This window comes from Georgenia sp. Z1491 (assembly GCF_049856175.1).
Taxonomy (GTDB): domain Bacteria; phylum Actinomycetota; class Actinomycetes; order Actinomycetales; family Actinomycetaceae; genus JB111.
The window spans coordinates 55,142-70,225 of record NZ_JBNDNA010000013.1; the positions used below are offsets into that span (position 1 = coordinate 55,142).

15 protein-coding genes are annotated in these 15,084 nt (G+C 72.8%); 1 reads left to right on the forward strand and 14 read right to left on the reverse strand.

Annotated elements, in window-relative coordinates; translation table 11 throughout:
• Positions 1-83 precede the first annotated feature (83 nt).
• Complete coding sequence (locus ACPYO4_RS13105) at positions 84-1,073, reverse strand: cation diffusion facilitator family transporter (protein WP_425709691.1); 990 nt, start codon at positions 1,071-1,073, stop codon at positions 84-86.
• On the reverse strand, positions 1,070-1,525 hold the full coding sequence (locus tag ACPYO4_RS13110; protein WP_425709692.1) for an ArsR/SmtB family transcription factor: 456 nt from the start codon (positions 1,523-1,525) through the stop codon (positions 1,070-1,072). The genes ACPYO4_RS13105 and ACPYO4_RS13110 overlap by 4 nt, the downstream gene beginning before the upstream one ends.
• A gap of 220 nt (positions 1,526-1,745) precedes the next feature.
• Between ACPYO4_RS13110 and ypfJ the strand changes: the two genes are divergently transcribed.
• Complete coding sequence (gene ypfJ / locus ACPYO4_RS13115; RefSeq protein ID WP_425709693.1) at positions 1,746-2,642, forward strand: KPN_02809 family neutral zinc metallopeptidase; 897 nt, start codon at positions 1,746-1,748, stop codon at positions 2,640-2,642.
• 161 nt (positions 2,643-2,803) lie between these two features.
• On the opposite strand, the gene ACPYO4_RS13120 is transcribed toward ypfJ, so the two are convergent.
• The 12 genes from ACPYO4_RS13120 to ACPYO4_RS13175 all read right to left on the reverse strand — a co-directional run bounded on the left by ACPYO4_RS13120 (position 2,804) and on the right by ACPYO4_RS13175 (position 14,444).
• Positions 2,804-4,324: a hypothetical protein gene (locus ACPYO4_RS13120; protein ID WP_425709694.1), complete on the reverse strand. Its 1,521-nt coding sequence runs from the start codon at positions 4,322-4,324 to the stop codon at positions 2,804-2,806.
• 274 nt (positions 4,325-4,598) lie between these two features.
• Complete coding sequence (locus ACPYO4_RS13125) at positions 4,599-6,008, reverse strand: hypothetical protein (protein ID WP_425709695.1); 1,410 nt, start codon at positions 6,006-6,008, stop codon at positions 4,599-4,601.
• Between the two features lie 167 nt (positions 6,009-6,175).
• The gene (locus ACPYO4_RS13130; RefSeq protein WP_425709696.1) at positions 6,176-6,508 is read right to left on the reverse strand and encodes a hypothetical protein; all 333 of its coding nucleotides are present in this window, start codon (positions 6,506-6,508) and stop codon (positions 6,176-6,178) included.
• A complete protein-coding gene (locus ACPYO4_RS13135; protein ID WP_425709697.1) occupies positions 6,448-7,551 on the reverse strand; it encodes a hypothetical protein in 1,104 nt (367 codons plus the stop codon). The genes ACPYO4_RS13130 and ACPYO4_RS13135 overlap by 61 nt, the downstream gene beginning before the upstream one ends.
• 188 nt (positions 7,552-7,739) lie before the next feature.
• Positions 7,740-8,078, reverse strand: coding sequence for a metal-sulfur cluster assembly factor (locus ACPYO4_RS13140; protein WP_425709730.1), 339 nt, complete (start codon positions 8,076-8,078; stop codon positions 7,740-7,742).
• A 53-nt stretch (positions 8,079-8,131) separates the two neighbouring features.
• On the reverse strand, positions 8,132-8,602 hold the full coding sequence (gene sufU, locus ACPYO4_RS13145; protein WP_425709698.1) for a Fe-S cluster assembly sulfur transfer protein SufU: 471 nt from the start codon (positions 8,600-8,602) through the stop codon (positions 8,132-8,134).
• A 1-nt stretch (position 8,603) separates the two neighbouring features.
• On the reverse strand, positions 8,604-9,941 hold the full coding sequence (locus ACPYO4_RS13150) for a SufS family cysteine desulfurase (RefSeq protein ID WP_425709699.1): 1,338 nt from the start codon (positions 9,939-9,941) through the stop codon (positions 8,604-8,606).
• An 8-nt stretch (positions 9,942-9,949) separates the two neighbouring features.
• Positions 9,950-10,708: a Fe-S cluster assembly ATPase SufC gene (sufC, locus tag ACPYO4_RS13155; RefSeq protein WP_425709700.1), complete on the reverse strand. Its 759-nt coding sequence runs from the start codon at positions 10,706-10,708 to the stop codon at positions 9,950-9,952.
• A 31-nt stretch (positions 10,709-10,739) separates the two neighbouring features.
• Positions 10,740-11,078: a non-heme iron oxygenase ferredoxin subunit gene (locus tag ACPYO4_RS13160; protein ID WP_425709731.1), complete on the reverse strand. Its 339-nt coding sequence runs from the start codon at positions 11,076-11,078 to the stop codon at positions 10,740-10,742.
• A gap of 2 nt (positions 11,079-11,080) precedes the next feature.
• Positions 11,081-12,274, reverse strand: coding sequence for a Fe-S cluster assembly protein SufD (gene sufD, locus ACPYO4_RS13165; RefSeq protein ID WP_425709701.1), 1,194 nt, complete (start codon positions 12,272-12,274; stop codon positions 11,081-11,083).
• Positions 12,274-13,713: a Fe-S cluster assembly protein SufB gene (gene sufB, locus ACPYO4_RS13170; protein ID WP_425709702.1), complete on the reverse strand. Its 1,440-nt coding sequence runs from the start codon at positions 13,711-13,713 to the stop codon at positions 12,274-12,276. Before sufB ends, sufD begins: the two co-directional genes overlap by 1 nt.
• Entirely contained in the window at positions 13,710-14,444 is a 735-nt protein-coding gene (locus ACPYO4_RS13175) for a helix-turn-helix transcriptional regulator (protein ID WP_425709703.1), read from the reverse strand. Before ACPYO4_RS13175 ends, sufB begins: the two co-directional genes overlap by 4 nt.
• Between the last annotated feature and the right edge of the window lie 640 nt (positions 14,445-15,084).

The window sequence follows — 15,084 nt, forward strand, 5'->3', positions numbered from 1 at the left end:
TCGTAACGGCGGGCTCCACCGGATATCGGTCGGTCCCTGTTCCGTGCGGCACCCCCGACCCGCCCCCTCGGTGACGTCAGGGGTCAGGCGTGCTGCATCCCGGAGCACGAGCGCTCGCGCGCAGCGGCCGTCTCGAGCTGGATCGTCGCGTGGTCGAAGGACACCGGGAAGTGCTCGCGCACGCACTCCCGGATGCTCTGCAGGATCTCGGGCGCGTGGCCGGAGACGAAGCAGTGGTCGTCGACGACGACGTGCGCCGAGATCACCGGCATGCCCGTGCCGATCTCGGAGGCGTGCAGGTCGTGGACCTCGCGCACGTGCTCCAGGGCGACCAGGTGGGTGCGCACGTCGTCGAGGTCGACGCCCCGCGGCGTGTACTCCAGCAGCACCCGGCCGGTGTCCCGCACGATCCGGAACGCCCGCGGCACGATGAGGGCGACGATGAACAGCCCGGCGATCGCGTCGGCCCGGTCGAACCCGGTGGTGCGCACGACGACCGCGGCCACGATGACGGCCACCGAGCCCAGCGCGTCGTTGAGCACCTCGAGGAACGCGGCCCGCATGTTGTGGTTGGCGGCGCGCCCACCCATCAGCACCGCGAGCGCGGCCAGGTTCGCCGCGAGCCCGACGACGCCGAACACCACCAGCTCGGTGGCCGCCACCTCGGTGGGCTCGAGCAGGCGGCGCACGGCCTCGATGGCCGCGTAGACGCCCACGGCGAGCAGGAGGACCGCCTGCCCGAGGGCCGCGACGACCTCCACGCGGGCGAACCCCCAGGTCCGCATCTTCGTCGTCGGCCGCGCCATCAGCGTTGCCGCGACGACGGCCACCGCGAGCCCGACGCTGTCCGCCACCGCGTGGGCGGTGTCCGTGAGCAGCGCGAGGCTGCCCGTGACCACGCTGCCGACGAGCTGGACGACCACGATGCCGGCCGTGAGCACGAGCGCGACGACGAGGCGGCGCCGCAGGGCCGGGTCGGCGGCCGCGGCGGCCGAGGCGATGCCGTGGTCGTGGCCCTGGTCGCGGTCGCGCTCGCCGGGCGCGCGCACGCCGTCCCCCCGGGCCCGGCTCACGACGCCACCCCCGACCCGACCTCCGCCCCGGACGCCTCGCGGTCGGGCGCGGTGTCACCCGGGCTCCTGTCGTCCGGGCTCCCGTCGGGGGTCCCGTCGTCGGTCGTCGCGTGGTTCGCGTCGTCGTCGTGGGTGTGGTCCGCCAGCGTGCGCGCCGCGCCCGAGGCGGAGAGCAGGCGCTCGGCGCTCGCGAGCAGATCCTCCAGCGAGCCCGGGTCGCTGATCGAGAACCACGACGCGCGCCCCTCGGCCCGCACCGTGACGAGGCCGCAGTCGCGCAGGCACGCGAGGTGCTTGCTCACGGTGGACTGCGCGAGGTGCATGTGCTCGACGAGGTCCCGCACGCGATGCTCCCCGCTGCGCAGGTGCGTGAGGAGGGCGAGCCGCGCGGGCTCGGCCAGGGCGTGGAAGAGGGCGGCGTGCGCGCCGACCCCCGCACCATTCATCGTCATATGGCGATGATACCGCTGAGGGGCGATGAAAGCCATGCCCGGGCTCGCTGCCGTCGGACCGACGTGCTGGTTGAGGTCGCCGGCCGTGCGATCCCACCGGCCGTGTCGGACACCGACGGCGCGCCGGTCGGGCCGCCCCCCGCTACTGTTCGGAGGTTCGCTCGGCCCGGACGGGGAGGTCCCGCCCGGTGGTAGGTGCGACGACGGGAAGGAGCCCGCGATGACGTTCCGGGACTCGGCGAGCGGCAGCGGTGGTGGCGAGGGCGTCCGGCGGCGCGGTCGTGGCCGCGGCGGCACCGTGGCGGCCGGTGGCGGCGGGCTGGCGATCGTCGCGCTGGTCGTCTACCTCCTCACCGGCCAGGACCTCGGCGGCGTCATCGGCGGCGGCGGGGGTGACGGCGGCGCGGCCCCGGCCGAGGAGGAGACGCTCGGCGAGTGCACGGGCGCGGACGCGAACACCGACGTCGACTGCCGGATGGTCCTCACCTGGGGCTCCCTGCACGACGTCTGGGAGGTCACCCTCCCGGAACAGGCCGACATCGACCACCGTCGCCCCGAGTTCGTGCTGTTCGAGCAGAGCGTGGACACGGGCTGCGGGGGCGCGACGTCCGCCGTCGGGCCGTTCTACTGCCCGCCCGACGAGAGCGCGTACATCGACACCGGGTTCTTCGACCAGCTCGAGACGCAGCTCGGTGCGGAGAACGCGCCGCTCGCGCAGATGTACATCCTCGCCCACGAGTACGGCCACCACGTGCAGAACGAGACCGGCGTGATGGCGACGGCGAACCGCACGGACACCGGCCCGCAGTCCGACGGCGTGCGCCTCGAGCTGCAGGCCGACTGCTACGCGGGCATGTGGGTCAACCACGCCTCCCGCGTCCCGCAGGAGGAGACCGGCGAGCCCATGCTCGTCGAGCCGACACGGGAGGAGATCCAGGACGCCCTCGACGCCGCCTCGGCTGTCGGTGACGACCGCATCCAGGCCGGCGCCGGCCAGGAGGTGAACCCGGAGACGTGGTCGCACGGCTCGTCGGAGCAGCGCATGCACTGGTTCACGGTCGGCTACGAGGACGGCACCATGCAGGCCTGCGACACGTTCGCCGTCGACCAGCTCTGAGCCGGCACGCAGGCCCGGTCCGGGCCCGCGGGATCGCGCGTGACGGAACCTCGGCCCGTTCGCGCCGGGCCCGTTCGCGCCGGGCCCGTCCGCACCCGCACGACGACGAGGGACACCCGGCTCGCGGGTGCCCCTCGTGCGTGCGCTGCGGCTGAGCGGTGCTACTGGATCGGCTCCAGCGCGCCGACGATGTCCGTGACGTCCATGCGCGTCGAGCCCGCCGGGTCGTCGCCGGTGCCCGGCCCGGTGGAGACGACGGTGCTCCCGGCAATATCGACGGTGCTGCCCGTCGTCGAGGAGAGGGTCTCGATGTCGCCGGCGAACGTGTCGTAGAGGTAGGTCGCCTGAGGCCCCTCCTCCGGCCGGCCGACACCGATCACGACGGCGCCCGACTCGACGTCCACGTCGGCGGCGTCCTCGGTGACGACCTCACGGAGCGTGTCGGACGCCTCGTCGTAGACGTACACGAGGTGCTCACCCGCGCTCGTGACGGAGAAGACGATCTGGACCGTGTCGGGCGCGACCGGGTGGTCGGACACGGCGATGTCCGTCACCGACCCGCCGGGCAGATCGACCTCGAGGAGCTCCTGCGGGTCCTCGGCGTCCGGCCGATCACCGACCGCCATGATGCTGATGTTGCCGTCATCGTTCCTCGTGGTCCACGCCGTGTGCGAGGGGCTCGAGTCCACCTCCATGGCCGGCCCCAGGTTGAGCGGCTCGACGAACACATCCGGGTCGGCGATCCACAGGTCCAGGTGGCCGACCTCGCTCATCGGGTAGGTGAGGAAGGCGACCTGGCCGTCGTGGGCAGCCACGTTCTCGGTGTCGGGCAGATAGGTGTCGTCGACCGACAGTTCGGTCGAGTCCACGAGCGTGCGGGTCTCGCCGGTGCTCGGGTCGTGCTCGACGTAGCTCCAGCCCTCCTCGGCCCGCACCCCATCGATGTCGGAGCGCGGCCCCAGGGCGAACGTCAGCACACCGTCATCGCCGACGTGCATCGGCCCGGACGGGTACTGCTCGGTGCCGGAGCCCGCCGGCAGGTCCACCTGCGCGTACTCGCCACCGGAGCCGGTCGCGATCTCCGCCTCGCTCACCTCACCCGCCTCCGGGTCGAAGGTGCGCTGGACGAGCGCCGCGTCGCTGCTCTCGCCCTCGGGCGGGAGCTGCCACTCGTAGGTGCCGAACGGGTCGGCCGTGGGGGCGATCCCGGTGACCGGGGAGTCCGGGCCCCCGGTGACCGCCGCGAAGTGCTGCTCGGGCTGGAGGGCGGGAAGCGACTGGTCGGCCGTCTGGCTCCCAGTGACACCGACCTCGGCACCCGCACCGTTGGTGAAGGTGATGCCGACCGCAGGGCCGGCGCCGCTCACGCCGTCGTCCGGAGCGGCGGAGCCGTCGTCGGGCGAGGTGGAGTCGCTCTCGGCGGGCGGCGCGGTCTGTCCGGAGCCGTCACCCGGGTCGGTGTCACCGTCCGGCGCGGGCGCCTGGGAGCCAGTTCCCGGAGTGTCCTGGGCGTCGGGCGCGGGTGCGGCGCCGTCGTCCTCCCCGGCGACGGGCGGCCCGTCCGCCGGGACGTCCTGGCCGGCGCAGGCGCCGAGGCCGAGGACGACCGCGGCGCCGAACGGCAGTGCGACGAGTCGGTGGAGGGTCGGGCGGCGGTCGGTCGATCGGATCGCGCGGCTCATGGTGTCCCCCTTGCGTCGATCGCGTCGCCGATCGGCCACGCCGGTGCTCGGCCACCTCGGTGATGGCCACGTCCACGACGCTAGGAACCGGCTGAGGGGGTGTGCAGGGTCACGTCGGGATAGTTCTGGGGGCGGGACAACTCCCCTGCCGCTGGTCCAGGACCAGCCCATACATCGATATGCCGCAGCGCCGTGCGGCTTTCGCCGGGTGCTCCCCCTGCTCGCGACGACCGCTCGTGCGGGCGGGGGGACCTCACCCCGTGCCCGCGTCGACTCAGGACCCGGTCCAGGCCAGCCGGTCGTCACCGGGCTCGCCGGCGCCGACGTCGGCGAGCAGCGTCGGGCCCGAGGCGCGGATGCCCGTGTACGCGGTGCCGGACCCGCCGCCCAGGACCTCGCCGGACGCGAGATCCACCGAGAACAGGCCCCCGCCGCTCGGCGGGCCCGGCTGCCCGTCCCCGGCGTCGTCGACGGTCGCCAGCGTCCCCCACAGGCGGCCGTCGGCGACGACCGCACTCACCGACGCCCCGGTCGGCCCGACCGACCCGGTCCACGCGGCCTCGGCGATCGAGAGCACGACGGTGCCCAGCGTCTCCGGCGACGCACCGTCCGAGACCGCGACGCTCACGTAGCCGTCGGCGGCGCGCAGCAGGCCCGACGGGTCGGCGGCGTCGGTGCCCACGGTCGCGAGGACCTCGGGCGAGGGCGAGCCGAGGTCGACGGTGACGACCTCCAGGCCCGCGTCGACCGGCACGGCCGCGACGAGGGTGGAGCCGTCGACGTCCCACGAACCTGGGCGTCCGTCGACGGGCAGCTCGACGGGCTCGCCGCCCTCGGGCACGTGGTGCACGGCCCCCTCGCCGCCCATGACGACGACGCCGTCGGGCGTGGCACGCAGGTCCGTCGGCTCCGCGACCGTGCCGTCGGCGGAGGAGACGAGCTCGACGGCGGTGCCCGCCCCCTCGTCGAGGCGCATGACCCGCCAGCCGTCGTCGGCGAAGGCGAGCCAGGCGATCCCCCCGGTCTCGGCGTCGACGTCGGTGCTGCGCGCGCTCGCCGTGCCGATGTCCGTGTCGTCCTGAAGGACGTAGGCGATCTCCTCGGCCTCGCCGCCCTGCTGCTCGCGGACGAGCGTGTGGTCGAGGTCCTCCTCGGTGCCCGTGACGTGCCAGGCGACGACGCTGCCGTCGGGGGCGGGCGCCACGTCCGTGCGGCGGGCCCCGGCCTCGGTCTCGGCCGGCAGCTCCCAGGCGGCCTCGGGCAGCTCGCCGCCCTCGGGCACGTCGGCCGTCCAGCCCGCGGTGAGCTCATGGCCGTCCGCGGCGGTGACGGTGAGAGCCGCCCCCGCCCCGGCGGGCGCGCCGTCCGTCGGCGTGTCGATGTTCGCGTCCGCGGTGCCGCTCTCGCCGGGCGCCGCGGTGTTCCCGCCCTCGGCATCGGCCTCGGGCGGGGCCACCGACTCGCGCTCGGGCTCGACGCCCGAGTCCGCCGCCGAGTCCTCGTCCCCCGGCCCGCAGGCGCCGAGCACGAGGGCGGGGACCAGGACGAGAGCGAGGGCCGCCGCGGCCCGCGCGCGTCGCGCGCGACGCCCGGCGGGACCCGTCACGGTGGTCGTACCCGTCGAGGATGTCGTGCCCCTGGAGGAGGTCGTGCCCCGCACGGTGGTCGTGGTCGTCCTGCGCACGTCACTCCTCATCGGTGAATGTCGGGCCGTGGTGTGCCCAGTGTCGCCCGTCCGGGCGCCGCGGTGCACACGGGAGCCGGGGACCAGGACCCGACGGCGGCGCCGCGTCGCCGGTGGACGCCTCCGGTCGTACGTGCACCGGCACGTCGTCGATCGGCCGACGTCGTTCAGTCGACCCAGACGAGCGCCGGTCGCGGGTGGACAGGGATGACCACGTTCGCCACGACCGCTGTTCCGTTGGCCGCGAGACTATTCACGGGGAAGTCGGAACGGGCGAGCGTCGTCCCGTCCACCAGGTCCACGGAGTAGAGCCCGGACACGGCGGCCGCCTCGTCGTCGCCCGCGGCGACCCAGAGGTGCTCGCCGGCCACCACACCGCCTCCGAGCGGGGAGTCGGCGACGACCCCGCCCACGAACCGGCCGTCATCGAGCGAGAGGATCAGCAGCCCGGAGACCGACTCGTCGGCGGGCTCGGACCTGACGTCCTCGACCAGGACCACGACATGGTCCTGGTCACGGCGAGGGACTGGACGGCCACCGCGTCGGGGACGGCGAGTGTGGCGATCGTGCGCGGTTCGGCCTCGGAGTCGGTGACGTCGAGCGCCATCACGTCGAGACCCTCCGCGCCGCCGTCCTGGAGCGCGACGACGTGTCCCGAACCCGCATCCCATGCGCTGGCCGTAGAGAGCTGGAACGGCAGCTCGCTCGGCGGCTCGCCAGGACGGACGACGTGCCCGCCGGCCTCCGGGTCGTAGTCCGCGACGACGAGCACGCCCTCGGTCAGCCAGATGCGGGTGGCCTCGATCCCCGTGCCCTCGTAGGCGACGACCTCGGCGGCGACCTCCGCGCCCGGCTCCAACGACATGACGCGCCAGGACCCGGAGCCGTCGGTCGCGCGCGCGAGCCAGGCGATGCTCCCGGACGCATCGGCAGCGTCGTCGACCACGGTCTGCTCGGGGTCCGCCACCCCGATGTCGGTCTCCCCCTCGAGCTCGTAGACCAGGTGCTCGGTGGTGCCGTCCGACCGGTGACGGAACAGGTTCCAGGAACCCTGGCCGGTGGAGCCCACGTCCCAGCCCACCACGGCGCCGTCGGGCGCAAGGGCGCGCGCGTGGGGTGCCTCGCCGGACCGGCCGCCCGGGACGAGCTCCCAGGCGCCGGGCAGCGGCTCGTCCGAGGCGGCGGCGAGCGAAGCCACCCAGCCCGGCGTCTGCTCGATGCCGGCCGTGTCCAGCACCCGCACCTCGTGCACATCACCCCGCACCCAGCCGCTCGAAGTTCCGTCCGTGCGCCCGTCGCCGGCGGATCCGCCGGTGTCTGACGGGGCCTCGGGCGCCTCGCTCGCCGACTCGGTCGGTCGTGCGCCGTCGGAGACTGTGGGCGACTCGAGCGGGCCGGATGGGGACGACGACGACCCGGACCGGGACCCGGCCGGATCGTCGTCGCCACCACCGCACGAGCCGAGCAGAAGGGCGGCGGCGAGGCCGGCGGCGGCCGCGCGGAGTCCCGTGACCGCCCTGCTGGTGGTGGTCGTCCTACGCACGTCGCTCCTCGTCGAGGTCCGTCCGGTCGATACCTGCGCATTCTCGCCCGGACCCGGGATCCGCGCACGGGAGGACACGGGGAGTCGACCCATGGGCACGACGACGGGCCGGCACCCGGGTGGGTGCCGGCCCGTGCCGCACTCTCGACGAACCCCGACCGAACGCTCGGCGACGGGGGCGGGTCGTGTCAGACGTTGAAGCCGAGCGCGCGCAGCTGGTCGCGGCCCTCGCCCGTGATCTTGTCCGGGCCCCACGGCGGCAGCCACACCCAGTTGATGCGGTGCTCCGTGACGAGCCCGTCGAGCGCCATCGCGGTCTGGTCCTCGATGACGTCGGTCAGCGGGCAGGCCGCCGAGGTGAGCGTCATGTCGATGCTCGCGTGGTTCGACTGGTCCACGGTGATCCCGTAGACGAGGCCGAGGTCGACCACGTTGATACCGAGCTCGGGGTCGATGACGTCGCGCATCGCCTCCTCGACGTCGGCGGCGAGCGTCGCGGTCGGCCCGGCCGGGGCCGGCGCCGCCATCTCGCCCGTGTAGGTCTGCCCCTGTGTGGTGCCCGGGGCGTCGGTCGTCTCGCTCATGCGTCCTCCTGGGTCAGTGCCTGGGCGAGCGCGTCCCGCAGAGCCATCCAGCCGAGCAGGGCGCACTTGATACGTGCGTGGAACTTGGCCACCCCGACGAACGCCGTCGCGTCGCCGAGCCGGTCGGACCGTTCGTCGTCGAGGTCCTCGCCCCGGTTGTGCATGAGCTCCCGGAACGTCTCGTGGATCTCGTCGACCGTCCGGACCTCCTCGCCGGTCACGAGGTCGGTGAGCACCGAGATCGAGGCCTGCGAGATGGAGCAGCCGTGGCCGTCCCACCCGACCTGCTCAACGACGGGGGCGCCGTCGTTGTTCCCCAGGCGCACGCGCATCGTCACCTGGTCGCCGCAGGTCGGGTTCACCTGGAACGACTCGCCGTCGAACGGGTCGATGAGGCCGGCGCCGTGCCGCTCGCGCGAGTGGTCGAGGATGACCTGCTGGTAGAGCTGTTCCATCGCGGTCGCCATGTCAGCCTCCCAGTCCGAAGAACGGTCGGACGTCGGTGAGCGCGTCCGCGAACGCGGCCACGTCGTCGGCGCTGGTGTACGGGCCGGCCGACGCGCGCGTGGACGCGTGGACACCGAGGCGCCGGTGGAGCGGCTGCGCGCAGTGGTGGCCCACCCGCACGGCCACGCCGGCGGCGTCGAGCACCTGCCCGACGTCGTGGGGGTGCACCCCGTCGACGTCGAACGCCACGGTCGCGAGCCGGTCGACCTGCTCGTCGGGGCCGAGCAGGCGCACCCCGTCGACGCCGCGCACGGCGTCGAGCAGGAGGGCGGCCATCTCGGCCTCGTGGGCGGCGACCGCGTCCATGCCCAGGTCACCCAGGTACTGGGCGGCCGCGGCCATCCCGACGGCCTGGGCGATCATCTGGGAGCCGGCCTCGAAGCGGGCCGGCGGCGGCATGAAGGTCGTCGACTCCATCTGCACGACCTCGACCATGGACCCGCCCGTGAGGAACGGCGGCATGGCCTCGAGCACCTCGCGGCGGCCGTAGAGGGCCCCCACGCCGGTCGGCCCGAGCATCTTGTGGCTCGAGAAGGCGGCGACGTCGACGCCCAGCGCGGCGAGGTCGACGGACAGGTGCGGGACGGACTGGCAGGCGTCGAGCACCGTGAGGGCGCCGACCTCCTGGGCCCGGGCGATGATCGGCGCGACCGGGTTGATCGCACCGGTGACGTTCTGCGCGTGCGCGAGGGCGACGACCTTCGTGCGGTCGGTGATGACGTCGAGGGTCGACAGGTCGATGCGACCGTCGTCGGTCAGGCCGAGCCAGCGCAGGGTGGCGCCCGTGTGGGCGGCGACCTCCTGCCACGGCACGAGGTTCGCGTGGTGCTCGGCCTCGGTGACGACGATCTCGTCGCCCTCGGACAGGACGAACCGGCTCGACGCCGTCCCGCCGCGGCCGGCGGTCGCGTTGATGAAGGCGTACGCGACGAGGTTGAGGCCCTCGGTGGCGTTCTTCGTCCACACGATCTCTTCCGTGCGGACGCCGACGAACCGAGCCACGGTGGCGCGGGCGTCCTCGTAGAGCTGCGTCGCCTCGTCGGCGAGCTGGTGCGCACCGCGGTGCACGGCCGCGTTCGACCGCTCGTAGAACAGCTCCTCGGCCGCGAGGACGACGCTCGGCTTCTGCGAGGTCGCGCCCGAGTCGAGGTAGACCAGCGGGCGGTCCTCCGCGAGCGTGCGGGCGAGGATCGGGAAGTCGGCGCGGACGGCGGCCAGGTCGTAGCCGTGGCCGACGCCGCGCGCACCCGCCCCGGCAGCGGTGCTGCCGGTGGCGGGTGCGGCGGTGGTGGAGCTCATCGTGGTCGTCAGGCCCCCACCGGGCTGAAGCGGTCGTAGCCCTCGGACTCGAGACGCTCGGCGAGCTCGGGGCCACCCTCCTCGGCTACGCGGCCGTCGACGAAGACGTGGACGAAGTCCGGGGTCACGTACTTGAGGATCCGCGTGTAATGCGTGATGAGCAGGATCCCGGCGCCGATGTCGGCGTGCACGTCGTTGATGCCCTCGGACACCACGCGCAGCGCGTCGACGTCGAGACCGGAGTCCGTCTCGTCGAGGACGGCGAAGCGCGGCCGCAGCAGACCCATCTGGAGGATCTCGTGGCGCTTCTTCTCGCCGCCCGAGAAGCCGGTGTTGACGTCGCGCTGGGCGAAGGCGGGGTCCATGCGCAGGTTCTGCATGGCGCCGCTGACGTCCTTGACCCAGGTGCGCAGCGCGGGGGCCTCGCCGTCGATCGCGGTCTTCGCGGTGCGCAGGAAGTTCGACACCGTGACGCCCGGGACCTCGACCGGGTACTGCATGGCGAGGAACATACCGGCGCGGGCGCGCTCGTCGACGCTCATCTCGAGGATGTTCTCGCCGTCCAGGAGGACCTCGCCCTCGGTGACCGTGTACTTCGGGTGACCGGCGATGGAGTACGCGAGCGTCGACTTGCCGGAGCCGTTCGGGCCCATGACGGCGTGGATCTCGCCGGAGTTGATGGTGAGGTCGACGCCGCGCAGGATCGGCTTCGGGCCGTCCGCGGTCTCGACGGACACGTGGAGGTTCTTGATCTCCAGGGTGGACATGTGGTGCTCCTTGACGTTTCTGGGCGGCCGCTCAGGCGGCGTTGACGTGGGTGTCGGGGTCGATCAGCACGTCGTCACCCTCGATGGCGAGGGCGTAGACGGTGACCGGCACCGTGGCGGGCAGGGAGGTGGGACGGCCGGTGCGCAGGTCGAACGCGGACCCGTGCTTCCAGCACTCGAGCGCCCCGTCGAACACCTCGCCGTCGGACAGCGAGATCCGCTCGTGGCTGCAGGTGTCGTCCAGCGCGTGGAGACTGCCGTCCTCGTCGCGCGCGAGCGCGATGCGTCGCTCGCGGCCGTCCTCGCCCGACGCCGTCACGAGCGTGACGTCGCCGGGTTCGAGGTCGGCCGCGGAGGCGACACGGGTCATGCTCACGCGCTGCTCGCCATCGTGAGGTCCAGCTCGGCCTCGATGGCCTTCGTCAGTCCCTCCTCGACCTCGGGCACGCCGATCTGCTTGATGAGCTCGGCGAAGAAGCCATGGACGACGAGCCGGCGGGCCTCCTCCTCGGGGATGCCGCGGGCCCGCAGGTAGAACAGCTGCTCGTCGTCGAAGCGTCCGGTCGCCGAGGCGTGGCCGGCCCCCTCGATCTCACCGGTCTCGATCTCGAGGTTCGGCACCGAGTCGGCGCGCGCCCCCTCGGTGAGGACGAGGTTGCGGTTGAGCTCGTAGGTGTCGGTGCCCTCGGCCTCCTTGCGGATGAGGACGTCCCCCACCCACACCGAGTGCGCGCTCTCGCCCTGCAGGGCGCCCTTGTACGTCGCGTTCGACTTGCACGACGGCACCGCGTGGTCGACGAACAGGCGGTGCTCCTGGTGCTGGCCGGAGTCCGTGAAGTACAGGCCGAGCAGCTCGAGGTCACCGCCGGTGCCCTCGAAGCGGGCGTTCGTCGAGACACGCACCACCTCGCCGCCGAGCGTGACGACGACGTGCTTGACCGTGGCGTCCTTCGCGATCTGGATCGCGTTCTCCGACAGGTGGATCGCGTCGTCGTCCCACTCCTGGAGCGTGACCAGGGTGACGTGCGAACCCTCGGCGGCGTCGAGCGTGAGCCGCTCGCCGTACGTGGCAGAGCCGGTGTGGCGCACGACGACGATCGCGCGGGAGTTCGCCCCCACCTCGACGACGACGTTGCCCCACACGAGGTCCGAGACCGAGGAGCCGGACAGGCCGAGCATGACCGGGCGGTCCAGCTCGGTGTCCGCCGGCACGCTGACGAGCACCGTCTTCCCGCCGTGCTCCGCGGCCGCCGCAGCGGGCCGGTCGCCGGGCAGGATGCGGGTGCGTCCGCGGGCGTCCTCGGCCGAGATCTCGGTGAGGGTGACGCCGTCGGGCAGCTCGGTGTCCCAGGCCAGCCGTGCGGAGCTCGGCTCCGCGGCGAGGATCTCCTGGAGGGAGTCGACGGGGGTGAACCGCCACTCCTCCTCCCTGCCGGTGGGCACGGGCAGGTCGGCAAGGTCGAACGACGCGGCTCGGGCGGCCCGCGAGGCCTCGGGGACGACCCCGTGGCTGTGCGCGTCGTCGGCGCGCGCCTGGGAGTGATCGACGATCGGGGTGGCGGTCATCAGCCGACGCTTCCTTCCATCTGCAGCTCGATGAGGCGGTTGAGCTCCAGGGCGTACTCCATGGGCAGCTCACGGGCGATGGGCTCGACGAAGCCGCGGACGATCATCGCCATGGCCTCCGTCTCCTCCATGCCTCGGGACATGAGGTAGAACAGCTGCTCCTCGCTGACCTTGGAGACGGTGGCCTCGTGGCCCATCTCCACGTCGTCGACGCGGACGTCGACGTACGGGTAGGTGTCGGAGCGCGAGACGGTGTCGACGAGCAGCGCGTCGCACAGCACGTTGGACTTGCTGTGCGCGGCGCCCTCGAGCACCTGGACGAGCCCCCGGTAGGAGGCGCGACCGCCGCCGCGGGCCACGGACTTCGAGACGATCGAGCTCGAGGTGTGCGGCGCGAGGTGCACCATCTTCGAGCCGGTGTCCTGGTGCTGGTCGGCGCCGGCGAAGGCGATCGAGAGGGTCTCGCCCCGGGCGTGCTCGCCCATGAGGTAGACCGCCGGGTACTTCATCGTCACCTTGGAGCCGATGTTGCCGTCGATCCACTCCATGACGCCGCCCTGCTCGACCGTGGCGCGCTTGGTGACGAGGTTGTACACGTTGTTCGACCAGTTCTGGATCGTCGTGTAGCGGACGCGGGCGTCCTTCTTGACGATGATCTCGACGACCGCGGAGTGCAGCGAGTCCGACTTGTAGATCGGCGCGGTGCAGCCCTCGACGTAGTGCACGTAGGAGCCCTCGTCCGCGATGATCAGCGTCCGCTCGAACTGCCCCATGTTCTCCGTGTTGATGCGGAAGTAGGCCTGCAGCGGGATCTCGACATGGACGCCCTTGGGGACGTACACGAACGAGCCGCCCGACCACACGGCGGTGTTGAGCGAGGCGAACTTGTTGTCCCCCGGGGGGATCACGGTGCCGAAGTACTCCTCGAAGATCTCCGGGTGCTCCTTGAGCGCCGTGTCCGTGTCGAGGAAGAGGACGCCCTGCTGCTCCAGGTCCTCACGGATCTGGTGGTAGACGACCTCGGACTCGTACTGGGCGGCGACACCCGCGACGAGCCGCTGCTTCTCGGCCTCCGGGATGCCCAGCCGGTCGTACGTGTTCTTGATGTCCTCCGGGAGGTCCTCCCAGCTCGTCGCCTGCTTCTCCGTGGACCGCACGAAGTACTTGATCAGGTCGAAGTCGATGCCGGACAGGTCCGCGCCCCACTCGGGCATGGGCTTGCGGTCGAACAGGCGCAGCGCCTTGAGCCGCAGCTTGCGCATCCACTCGGACTCGTCCTTCTTGTCCGAGATGTCGCGCACGACGTCCTCGGACAGGCCGCGGCGCGCCGCCTGTCCGGCGTCGTCCGAGTCGCGCCAGCCGTAGCCGTACTGACCGATGGACGCGATCGTCTCTTCCTGGGTCAGCTGCTCCCGGGCGGGAGGTGTTGTGGTGGTCATCGAGGTCCTTCCGTGCCGACCGGTGTCGGGTGGGGGTTCTGACGTGTGGGAAGTGCCAGTGGCACGTGGGTGGTGCACATGTAGCCGCCGCTCGCGAGGGTCGCGAGCCGCTGCACGTGGACACCGAGGAGGCGGGAGAACGCACGCGTCTCCGCCTCGCAGAGCTGGGGGAACGCCTCGGCCACGTCCTGCACCGGGCAGTGCCCCTGGCAGAGCTGGACGGCGATCTCGTTGTCGCCGACCTTGCGCACGGTGGCGGCGTAGCCGTCGGCGGTCAGCGCCTCCGCGAGGGCCTGCACGCGCTCCGCGCCCGGGCTGGTGCCCTCGAGCTGGTCGGCGTAGCGGCGCTCGAGGTCGCCGACGCGCCGGTCGGCGAACTCGTCGGCCGCCTCGGCGCCGGCCTTCTCCACGAGGAAGTCGAGGACCTGCCCGGCGAGGTCGGAGTAGGCGTCGGTGAACTCGGCGCGGCCGGCGTCGGTCGCGACGTAGTGCCGGGCGGGACGGCCGCGGCGCGGGGTCGTCGTCCCGGGGTTGCGCTGCACGGTGATGAGGCCCTGGGCCTCCAGTGCGCCGATGTGGCGGCGCACGGCGGCCGAGGTGAGCTCGAGCTCGTCGGCCACGTCCGCGGCGCACACCGGGCCGTGCTCGAGCACGAGCCCGAGCACGCGGTCGCGCGTGGAGGTGTCCTCGCCCCCGGTGGTCGGGTGCAGCGGTGGGCTCGCCTGCGTCATGCGTGCCTCCCTCTGTCGATGTCACCGACGAGGGGCCCGAAGGGGCTCGTCCTGGAGCGGCGGGCTGCCGCCCGAGGTCGCCGATGAATTACACACAGTATGCGTTGCCTAATGGGGGTCGTCCAGCAAGGTTCGCCTAACCTGGGGGAGCGTTCGCGGGCGGCTCAATGGGCCTGTGACCAGGCACACCACGCTGGTGGGCGGGGTCCGGGAGGGTGTCGTCGAGGAGTCTGTGACGTGGGTCGCGGGGGCCTGTGGGCGGGTGTGGGGACGGTCGTGGCGGCTGGTGTGGGGGCTGGTGCGGGGGCGGTAGTGGCGGCTGGTGTGGGGGCTGGTGTGGGGGCGGAAGTGGCGGCGGGTGCGGCGGCTGGTGTTGGGGCGGTAGTGGCGGCGGGTGCGGGCACGTCGATCAGCCGGTGATCGGCGAGGCCGGTCCGGTTCGCCGACGTCCTCGACTCGCGCCGATCCCGCCGAGGCAATCAGGTAACCGTCGAGACAGGGCCCCGCGGGGGTTGACTCGGCACCTACCTCACTGACTCGGCGCAGGGCAGGCCAGGGCAGCGGCCGGTGCAGGTAGGCGCGATCCGCCCGGTGGGGTGGCGGCGTGGCCTCCGCACCGAGGACGCGGTCGAGGTGCCGA

What these genes read in the sequence shown, in the direction of transcription:
- ypfJ (WP_425709693.1), top strand. Translation starts at nt 1,746, where the DNA reads ATGACGTTCCGGGACTCGGCGAGCGGCAGCGGTGGTGGCGAGGGCGTC.
- ACPYO4_RS13120 (WP_425709694.1), bottom strand. Translation starts at nt 4,324, where the DNA reads ATGAGCCGCGCGATCCGATCGACCGACCGCCGCCCGACCCTCCACCGA.
- ACPYO4_RS13160 (WP_425709731.1), bottom strand. Translation starts at nt 11,078, where the DNA reads ATGACCCGTGTCGCCTCCGCGGCCGACCTCGAACCCGGCGACGTCACG.
- ACPYO4_RS13140 (WP_425709730.1), bottom strand. Translation starts at nt 8,078, where the DNA reads ATGGCGGCGCCGGCCCCGGCCGGGCCGACCGCGACGCTCGCCGCCGAC.
- ACPYO4_RS13110 (WP_425709692.1), bottom strand. Translation starts at nt 1,525, where the DNA reads ATGACGATGAATGGTGCGGGGGTCGGCGCGCACGCCGCCCTCTTCCAC.
- sufD (WP_425709701.1), bottom strand. Translation starts at nt 12,274, where the DNA reads ATGACCGCCACCCCGATCGTCGATCACTCCCAGGCGCGCGCCGACGAC.
- ACPYO4_RS13150 (WP_425709699.1), bottom strand. Translation starts at nt 9,941, where the DNA reads ATGAGCTCCACCACCGCCGCACCCGCCACCGGCAGCACCGCTGCCGGG.
- sufU (WP_425709698.1), bottom strand. Translation starts at nt 8,602, where the DNA reads ATGGCGACCGCGATGGAACAGCTCTACCAGCAGGTCATCCTCGACCAC.
- sufC (WP_425709700.1), bottom strand. Translation starts at nt 10,708, where the DNA reads ATGTCCACCCTGGAGATCAAGAACCTCCACGTGTCCGTCGAGACCGCG.
- sufB (WP_425709702.1), bottom strand. Translation starts at nt 13,713, where the DNA reads ATGACCACCACAACACCTCCCGCCCGGGAGCAGCTGACCCAGGAAGAG.
- ACPYO4_RS13175 (WP_425709703.1), bottom strand. Translation starts at nt 14,444, where the DNA reads ATGACGCAGGCGAGCCCACCGCTGCACCCGACCACCGGGGGCGAGGAC.